Origin of the sequence: Pantanalinema sp. (genome assembly GCA_036704125.1) — a bacterium.
In the GTDB taxonomy this organism is placed as follows: domain Bacteria; phylum Cyanobacteriota; class Sericytochromatia; order S15B-MN24; family UBA4093; genus JAGIBK01.
The window spans coordinates 47,289-54,610 of the sequence record DATNQI010000087.1 but is presented as its reverse complement, the minus strand read 5'-3'; the positions used below and the strand labels follow the sequence as shown (position 1 = coordinate 54,610).

8 protein-coding genes are annotated in these 7,322 nt (G+C 68.0%); 3 read left to right on the top strand and 5 right to left on the bottom strand.

The features are described 5' to 3' along the window. The 5 genes from lepB to V6D00_13990 form a co-directional block, all read right to left on the bottom strand. Positions 1–486, bottom strand: a 486-nt coding sequence (gene lepB / locus V6D00_14010; protein ID HEY9900284.1) for a signal peptidase I, incomplete at its 3' end; no start/stop codon positions are given. A gap of 64 nt (positions 487–550) precedes the next feature. Beyond that, positions 551–1,330 carry a hypothetical protein gene (locus tag V6D00_14005; GenBank protein HEY9900283.1) on the bottom strand — a complete coding sequence of 260 codons (780 nt, stop codon included), beginning with the start codon at positions 1,328–1,330 and terminating at the stop codon, positions 551–553. Further along, positions 1,327–1,989 carry an adenylate/guanylate cyclase domain-containing protein gene (locus V6D00_14000; GenBank protein HEY9900282.1) on the bottom strand — a complete coding sequence of 221 codons (663 nt, stop codon included), beginning with the start codon at positions 1,987–1,989 and terminating at the stop codon, positions 1,327–1,329. Before V6D00_14000 ends, V6D00_14005 begins: the two co-directional genes overlap by 4 nt. A 46-nt stretch (positions 1,990–2,035) precedes the next feature. After that, entirely contained in the window at positions 2,036–3,694 is a 1,659-nt protein-coding gene (locus V6D00_13995) for a hypothetical protein (protein ID HEY9900281.1), read from the bottom strand. Positions 3,695–3,724: 30 nt separating this feature from the next. Continuing rightward, complete coding sequence (locus V6D00_13990; GenBank protein HEY9900280.1) at positions 3,725–4,531, bottom strand: hypothetical protein; 807 nt, start codon at positions 4,529–4,531, stop codon at positions 3,725–3,727. A 212-nt stretch (positions 4,532–4,743) separates the two neighbouring features. On the opposite strand from V6D00_13990, the gene hpt reads away from it, so the two are divergent. The 3 genes from hpt (at position 4,744) to nusA (ending at position 7,200) form a co-directional block, all read left to right on the top strand. Further along, positions 4,744–5,304 carry a hypoxanthine phosphoribosyltransferase gene (gene hpt, locus V6D00_13985; GenBank protein ID HEY9900279.1) on the top strand — a complete coding sequence of 187 codons (561 nt, stop codon included), beginning with the start codon at positions 4,744–4,746 and terminating at the stop codon, positions 5,302–5,304. 169 nt (positions 5,305–5,473) lie between these two features. Next, positions 5,474–5,929, top strand: a complete 456-nt coding sequence (gene rimP, locus V6D00_13980; GenBank protein HEY9900278.1) for a ribosome maturation factor RimP — start codon at positions 5,474–5,476, stop codon at positions 5,927–5,929. Positions 5,930–5,940: 11 nt separating this feature from the next. Beyond that, positions 5,941–7,200 carry a transcription termination factor NusA gene (nusA, locus tag V6D00_13975; GenBank protein HEY9900277.1) on the top strand — a complete coding sequence of 420 codons (1,260 nt, stop codon included), beginning with the start codon at positions 5,941–5,943 and terminating at the stop codon, positions 7,198–7,200. Positions 7,201–7,322: the final 122 nt, after the last annotated feature.

Here is a 7,322-nt window from a genome sequence, read left to right as displayed (position 1 = left end):
GCCCATCACGAAGACGTGGCCCGCGGGCACCGTGACCTCGCGGCCGTCGTGGAAGTAGGCCCCGGGGTTGCTCGGATCGGGCATCAGGTAGTCGGGGGCCTCCTTGATGTAGGCCTCGGTGAGCTCGATCCCGTTGCGGAACACCTTGCCGTCGTGGACCGAGAGGCGATCCCCCGGCACCCCGATCACCCGCTTGATGAAGGCGTTGTTCTCGCTGAAGCCCGCGCTCGCCGGCGGGTTGAAGACGACGATGTCGCCGTGAGCGGGGGATTCGAAGCGGTAGGAGACCTTCTCGACGATCAGGCGATCGCCCACCTCGAGGGTCGGCAGCATGGACTCGGACGGGATGAAGCGGGCCTCAGCCACGGTCGCGCGCACCGTCAGGGCAAGGACCAGGGCGACCACGAAGGTCTCGATCGTCTCGCGGGTCCGCGACTTGGGGGGCTTGCCAGAGGGGCGCTTGGCACCGAAGGGGAACAGGGTCATGCATGGGCCTCCGAGGACGGGTCGCAGGTTATTCTACCACAACGGGGCGCGACCTCACCCGCGCTCAGCACGGGGCCAGCAGGCGCATGGCGGCGAGCGACGCCCCCCCCAGCAGCAAGAGCAGCCATGGCCTGTACCCGAACCCGAAGCCGGCGCGGCGGCACCAGACCGCGTAGAGCACCGCAAGAAAGGTCGCAAGGCCCATGAGCCCGACCGGAAGGGGCGCGACCTGCCGCTCGTACAGCCCGATCAGGGCCGAGGCCAGGCTCGCGAGCTGAACGGGCAGGGCCCAGGCGATGGTCCGGTAGGCCGTCTCGGCGATCGTAGAGGGCCCCAGCGCGAAGAATCGGCTGGTCTTGCGCGCGGTGAGGGCACCGCCCGTGTGGTGCAACAGCGACGGCAACGCGGTCGTCGCCGCGAACGCGAGCAGCCCCGCGCTCGCGCTCGCACCGCTGGCCGTCAGGAAGAGCCAGGGCAGCGAACCGAAATAGAGAGGCAGGCAGGTCGCCATGAAGATGGCACCCAGGGCGAGCACCAGCGCCGCGCAAAGGCCCAGCAGGCGCGTGCCGAACTCCAGCTCGAGCACCCAGAAGACGAGCAGCGCGCTCAGAGAGAAGGCGGCCCACGGCACCACGGCCCGCAGGACGACGAGGCCCAGAACCAGGCCCGCCACGGTCCCCGTGGTGGCGACCGCAAGGGCCAAAAAGCCGATGCGGTCGATCTCGTGGCTGGGGCGCAGCAGCTTATACAGGTAGACCAGGATGGTCGCGAGCGCCGAGACCCCCACCAGGTCCCTGACGAAGCCGATCCACTCGAGCGAGAGCAAGGCGGCGTGCGGCGTCACCGAGCCCCCTTTTCGTCCCATGCGACCAGAGCGAAGGCCCGGACCGGCTCGCGACGCCCCTTGATCGTCACCATCCCGAGGTCGCGCGCCCTCAGGCGATCCCCGGCCAGCTCGCGGGTCGCGCCCGACAGGATGGAGTCGGTGTGAAAGTCCTTGTTGAGGGCCTCGAGCCGCGAGGCGGTGTTGACCGCGTCCCCGATCACGGTCGTCTCGCGGCGCTGGGGCGCCCCGATCTCGCCGATGACCGCCCGGCCCGACGAGATCCCGATGCGGACCTTGACCGGGCGGCGCCCCTCGCCGAGCGCTCGGGCCTGGAGCAGGGCCGCCTCGGCCTGCATGGCGATCGCGGCCTGGACCGCGAGCGCGGCCGAGCGGCACGGATCGGCCTCGGACCAGACGACCAGCATGGCGTCGCCCATGAACTTGTCCACCCGCCCCCCGAAGCGGTCCACCGCATCCGTCAGAGCCGAGAAGGTCTCGTTGAGGCGCACGACCACCTCGGGCGCGGGAAGCTGCTCGGTCATGGCGGTGAAGCCCTCGAGGTCGGCAAAGAGCACCGTGACGTCGCAGAACGCGCCGACCGGGATCGCGCCGAAGCCCCCCGCCGCTTGCGCGCGGGGGGCCGGTTCAGAAGCGGGGGTTCGACGAAAGAGCCGCATCGAAAACTGAAGGGGCGAGGGGCAGGTAGTGCCCCTCGCCGCCGAGCTAGAAGCCGAAGCCGGTCGAGACGGCGATGGTGCCGGACTTGAAGTCCTGGCTCACGCCGCCCGAGAGGTCCAGCTTGGTGACGAACAGGTTGAGGCCGAGCCCCGCGCCGTACAGCGGGTTCTTGCCGCCGAAGCGCGCGCCGGTGCGGGCGTAGAGGAGGTTGAAGATGTTCCACTCCAGGCCGCCCTGCAGGCTCGGCCCGTACAGCAGCTGATCGGAGAAGAGATCCCGCTCGAACGACTGGCGCAGGTCGGCCATGGCGGTGAAGCCGAGGGGCAGGCGGTAGGCGGCGCCGAAGCTCAGGGACATGGGCTCGGTGTCGGTGAAGTTGATGCTCTTGTCCGAAGCCGTCGAGGTGAGGCTGAACTTGGAGCCGTCGAACTTGCCGTTGAACTGGCTCTCGGTGCCGGGCCAGAAGACCACGGGGTTGACGAGGGTGGCACCGACCGAGAGGCGATCGTCAAGGTTCACCACCGCGCCCAGGTCGACGCCCGAGCCGATGCTGTTGGCGGTACGGCTCTTGAGCTCGGTGCTGACGGCCTTGGCGTAGTCGATCTTGGCGAAGTTGGCGAGCTCCTGGCTCAGGCCCTGCATCTTGGAGAAGTCGGTGGAGATGGTCCCGAGGGCCGCGTCGAGGCCGGCGAGCGGCTCCGACAGGTTGACGGTCGTCTTGGCCCCGACGGAGCCGACCGGGCCGATGGAGAAGTTGCCTGCGCCGTTCTCGGTCTGGATGGGGGTCGCGAGGGACTGACCCGTCACGAACAGCTTGAAGGAGCCGCCCACCGAGGCCTTCGCATTGGGGAAGAAGGGCAGACCCGGGAAGGGGATGGGCTGCGAGAGCGAGACCGCGGTGGTGGCGTAGGCGCGGTTGGTCTCGGTGATGGTGAGGGCGCGGTCGCCGGTGTCGCTGGCGTCCTTCTTCATGAAGGGCTTGAAGCCGGTCTCGCTCGCAAGCTCCGCGCGGACCTTGGCCACGTCGCCGAGCACCGCCTGCGGGTCGGCCTCGTTGGAGTTGAGGCGGGCCACCAGGCCCGCGACGGCCCCCTTGAGGTTCTGGTCGAGGGTCGGGTAGTTGGTGACGAAGCCCAGAAGCTCGGGCGACGAGATGGCCAGATCGAGGCCGCCGTCGAGCCAGGTGCGGGCGCCGAGCGCGCCCCAGGCAAGCTGGCTCTTGCCGTTCGCGCCCTGGGTCTTGACGCCCAGAAGCGAGGGAACGGGCAGCTTGAAGCCGAGCAGGCCCGAGCGCAGGCCCAGGTCGATGGTCAGCTTGTCGCTGACGACCGCCTTGAGGCTCGCCGGCATCGCGACCGCGTCGGGCACGGGCTGGGGCTCGTTGCCCGCGAGCGACGGCGAGTAGCCGAAGAAGTAGTTGCCCAGGTACCCGGCGTAGTTCGCGGTCTCCTGGAAGTCCGAGACCCCGATCAGGTTGGTGCCCATCCCGAAGCCCAGGTTGGGACCGAGGTACAACCAGCCGCGCTGCTCGTGGAGGAGGGCCGGGTTGCTCAGGGTGCCGTTCACGTCGCTGTTGGCGAAGGCCGAGTAGTGGCCGCCCAGCGAGAGCGCCCGGGGGTCGAGGGGTTCTGCGGCGAAGGCGGGCAGGGTCATGAGGGGAAGGGTCGCCGCCGTCAGGGCGATCGCCCAAAGCTTTTTCTTCACGGGATGAGATCCTCTCTTGATGCGCTCGGGCTAGGGGGCGACTTGGAAGGCGGCCGCGGACTGATCACCGATGGCAAAGCTGGCCTTCTCCTTGTCCACCGCGATGGGCGCGACCAGCCAGACGTACTTGGCACCCTTCTCGAGGTCGGGGACGTCGCCGTCCTTCTTGGCGTACTTGGAGTCGGCCGAAGCCAGCGCGTCGAGCAGCTCCTTGGTGATGGCGCTCATGTCCGAAGGGGTGCCGTAGGCCACGCCGGCCGAGTGCGACGCCGCGTCGAGGAAGGCGGTGTAGACCGGAGCCAGGCCCGCGGTGCTGTTCACGTTGTCGGCCTTGACCACCGAGACCAGGAAGCCGCTGGCCTTCCCGTCTGACTGGTCCAGCGTCCAGCTGAAGGTGGGCCGCGCCGCGGCCGCTACGCCCGCCTGGGGGTCACGGAGGACATCGGGAGCCGTGGCGGTGACCTTGCCGGCGTCCTCCTTGGCGAGGACCTTGATCGAGCGGGTGAGGGTCTTCTCGCCGAAGGTGGCCGCGTAGACGTAGGTGCCGCCCGGGGTGATCCCCTGGTCGTCGTGGAAGGAGGTGTTGGTGTCGATGTTGACCGTGTCGGCCGGCGTGGCGCCCACCCCGGAGCCGCGCTTCATGGCGGTGATCTTGTCGCCGGTGCTCGCCCAGATGAGGAAGGCGTGCTTGTCCTCGCCGCCGCCCGCGGGCTTCGCGACGACCAGCGAGCGCACGAAGAAGGTCTGGAGGCCGGACTGGAGGGGCTGGAACTCCTTGATCGCCGCGCAGCCCGCCAGGAGGCCGCAGAGGGCGAGGGGAAGGATTTTCTTGATCACGCTTGTCGCTCCTAAATCGGTGAGGAAGACCCCCGGGGGAAGCACCGGTCGCTTCGGCCCGAGGGATTATACACCAAACAAGCGGTTTCTACCCCTGACGCTATAAGGTTTCGCGGGTTTCTGGAATCGCGGGGTCAGCCGGTGGACATGGCCTGGCCGCTTTGCTAGGATCGGACCGACCGTCCCGCCTCGAGCCAAGGAGCAGACCCCGCGTGAGCACCTACCTCCCCAACCTTCTCGAATCGATCGACCACACCCTCATCTCGACCGAAGAGCTGCAGGCGCGCATCAACGAACTCGGCAAGACCATCTCCGAGGACTACGCCGGCAAGGACCTGGTGGTCATCGGCGTGCTCAAGGGCGTCGCCATGTTCCTGGGCGACCTCTACAAGCAGATCACCATCCCCTGCGAGCTCGACTTCATGGCCGTCTCCAGCTACGGGGCCTCGACCCGCTCGAGCGGCGTCGTGCGCATCCTCAAGGACCTGGACGAGAGCATCACCGGCCGCCACGTCCTGATCCTCGAGGACATCATCGACACGGGGCTGACGCTCAGCTACCTGGTGCGAACCCTCATGGAGCGCCGCCCCGCCTCGCTCGAGATCTGCACCCTTCTCGACAAGCCCGCGCGCCGCATCGAGACGGTCCCGGTCCGCTACACCGGCTTCACCATCCCCGACAAGTTCGTGGTCGGCTACGGCCTCGACTACCGGCAGAAGTTCCGCAACGTTCCCTTCATCGGGGTACTCAAGCCCGAGGTCTACACGAAGTAGGGGGGCCATCGGGGCGCCAACAACCGTTCTTGAAGTATGGTATACTGAATCTCAGCCACGGCCTTCGGGCCGATAAATCCAGTGCGCACGCCGACCCCGACGGGTTCGCATGGAGCGCATGCTTTGGAGAGTGGGCCTCGGCCCGCTCTCTTGTGTCTAGGGGGATCCCGTGTCACGCATCGCCGAGCAGGTCACCGAACTGGCCCGCCCCATCGCCGAGAGCGCCGGCGTCGAGCTTTTCGACGTCGAGTACCTCAAGGAGGGCGGCAACTGGATCCTGCGCATCACCATCGACTCCGAGGCGGGCATCTCGCACGCCGAGTGCGAGACCGTCAGCCGGGCGCTGGACGAGGCGCTCGACGCGCAGCCGGACCTGGTCCCCAGCGCCTACATGCTCGAGGTCTCGAGCCCGGGCGCCGAGCGCCCGCTGCGCTCGCAGCGCGACTTCGACCGCTTCAAGGGGCGCAAGGTCCTCATCAAGACCTACGCCCCCGTCGGCGGCAAGAAGGAGTGGACGGGCGAGCTCCTCGGCGCCACCGAGGCGATGATCCGGATCAAGAGCCCAGAGGGCGAACAGGAATTTTCCAAGGAGCAGGTCTCCTTGGTGCGGTTGACGATCGATTGAGGTAGACGACCATGAAGATTGACAAGGAACTCTTCAAAGAGATGCAGCGCGAGCGCGGCGTGAGCACCGAGGTGCTCCAGGAGGCGCTCGAGGCCGGCATGCTTTCGGCCTACAAGAAGACGGCCCACCCGCACCCCAACACCATCGCGCGCCTCGACCTCGAGACCGGCGAGTTCCACGTCCTGGACCTGCGCGAGGTGGTCGAGGAGATCGAGGATCCCGACAGCCAGATGCTGCTGTCCGAGGCCAAGGAGCTCCTCGACGAGGCCGAGGTCGGCCAGGTCCTCGAGATCGACGTCACCCCCGACCCGAGCGAGCTGGGCCGCCTGGCCGCCCAGATGATGAAGCAGGTGCTCAACCAGCGCCTGCGCGAGGCCGAGCGCAAGCAGGTCCTCGACCAGTTCAAGGGCAAGGAGGGCGAGACGATCATCGGCACCGTCCAGCGCTTCGAGGGCCGCAACATCATCGTCAACTTCGGCAAGGTCGAGGGCATCGTCCCCGGCTCCGAGCAGGTGCCCGGCGAGAGCTACCGCCCCGGCGACCGCATCAAGATCTTCCTGTGCGAGGTCCGCGAGACCACCCGCGGCATGCAGCTGCTGGTCAGCCGCGGCCACGCCGGGCTCGTCCGCGAGCTGTTCGAGCTCGAGATCCCCGAGATCATGGACGGCACCGTGACCATCGAGGCCATCGCCCGCGAGGCCGGCTTCCGCACCAAGCTCGCCGTGCGGTCCAAGGACCAGTCGGTCGACCCCGTCGGCGCCTGCGTCGGCGCCCGCGGCGGCCGCATCCAGGGCATCGTCAACGAGCTGCGCAACGAGAAGATCGACATCATCCGCTGGTCGGAGGATCCCACCACCTTCATCGCGAACGCCCTCTCGCCCGCCAAGGTCGTCTCGGTCTCGGTCAACTCGCTGGAGCGCACCGCCAAGGTGGTCGTGCCGGACGCGATGCTGTCCCTGGCCATCGGCCGCGAGGGGCAGAACGTCCGCCTGGCCGCTCGCCTGACCGGCTACAAGATCGACATCAAGAGCGAGTCGCAGCAGCGCGAGCTCAACGCCGCGGCGCTCGAGAGCGCCATGGGCGAGATCGAGAACTACCCGGTCGACGAGGAGTTCGTCGAGGAGGCCGCGACCGAGGTCTCCGAGACGCAGAGCGTCGAGACGGCGGCCGAAGAGGCCGTCGCGGCCGAAGAGGCCATCGCGACCGAAGAGGCCGTCGCAGAGGCCTCCGAGGAGACTCCGGCAGTCGCCGAAGAGGGCGAAGGCGTCTAGGTAAGCCATGGGTGCCGAGCCGCTTCGTCGCTGCGTGAGTTGTCGCCAATTGGGATCAAAGTTAGAATTGATCCGGTTGGTTCGGACACCCGAGGGAGACATCCTCCTGGACCTCAGCGGCA